Annotated in this window: 2 protein-coding genes; one reads left to right on the top strand and one right to left on the bottom strand. The window is 68.5% G+C overall.

The genetic code is table 11. The annotated features are described in order from the left end of the window. Nucleotides 1-169 precede the first annotated feature (169 nt). Nucleotides 170-829: a phosphoglycolate phosphatase gene (gene gph, locus FKP22_RS31295; protein ID WP_141292054.1), complete on the top strand. Its 660-nt coding sequence runs from the start codon at nucleotides 170-172 to the stop codon at nucleotides 827-829. Between the two features lie 11 nt (nucleotides 830-840). Here gph and FKP22_RS31290 read toward each other — a convergent pair. Continuing rightward, the coding region (locus FKP22_RS31290; protein WP_211361687.1) for an energy transducer TonB at nucleotides 841-1,101 on the bottom strand (261 nt) is incomplete at its 5' end.

Genomic DNA, 1,101 nt, shown 5'->3' with positions numbered 1-1,101 from the left:
CTGGTCATCTGGCCCGGCTGGCAGGCCCGCACCTGGATCTGCTGGGCTTCGCGGCCGGCAGGGCAGGTGGCACCGGCAGTGCAGGCCGTGGGCGCGGTGGTGCAGGAGGTGTGGGGCGCTTGAGCGCGGACAATGCAGGCCCCGACTCTGCTTGCCGAATGTGAACGCCCTGCCCTTGCTCCCCCGCGATTTCGACGCCGCCATCGTGGACCTGGACGGTACGATGGTCGATACCCTGGGGGACTTCGACCTGGCGCTGAACCGCATGCTGGCCGAGCTGGGCCTGCCGGCGGTCGGCCGCCAGTTCATCGAACACACGGTGGGCCAGGGCTCGGAGCATCTGATCCGCTGCACGCTGGCCGAGGTGGGCGCTGTGGCTGAGCTGTATGACGCGGCCTGGGCGGCTTATCAGCGCCACTACGATGCAGTCAACGGCGAGGCGGCAGAGGTGTATGCCGGCGTGGTCGAAGGCCTCGCGGCGATGCGCGCGGCGGGCTGGCGCCTGGCCTGCCTGACCAACAAGCCGGGTGCCTTTGCCAAGCAACTGCTGGCCCGCAAAGGCCTGGCGCCGTTTTTCGAGCTGAGCTTTGGCGGCGACGCGTTCGAGCGCAAGAAGCCGCACCCCTTGCCGCTGCAAAAGACCTGCGAGGCGCTGGGCACCTTGCCTGCGCGCACGCTGATGATTGGCGACTCGCGCAACGACGCGCAGGCCGCGCGTGCGGCGGGTTGCCCGGTGGTGCTGGTGCGCTACGGCTACAACCATGGCGAGCCGGCCGAAAGCGCGGCGCCGAATGCGGTGGTGGACAGCCTGGTCGAACTGCTGCGCTGAGCGAGTGCTCTTCAGCTGTCCAGGTCGAAGCCGAAATTCAGGATCGCGGTGGTCGGGCGGCGGATGGGCTGGAAGCGCATCGCGCGCACCGCTTCCATCGCCGGCTGGTCCAGCCGCGGGTTGCTGCTTTGCACCACATTGGTATCGGTGACCTCGCCGGCGTTGTTCACGTCGATGCGGATCTGAACCGTGCCCTTGCGCAGCCGGCGCATCAGCGAGTCCGGGAACTGCGGTTCACGGCCGTTCATGATGACCAGCTGCACGGGGCTCAG

This window comes from Ideonella azotifigens, from assembly GCF_006519715.1.
Classification (GTDB): Bacteria; Pseudomonadota; Gammaproteobacteria; order Burkholderiales; family Burkholderiaceae_C; genus Ideonella; species Ideonella azotifigens.
This window is presented reverse-complemented; position numbering and strand designations above follow the sequence as displayed.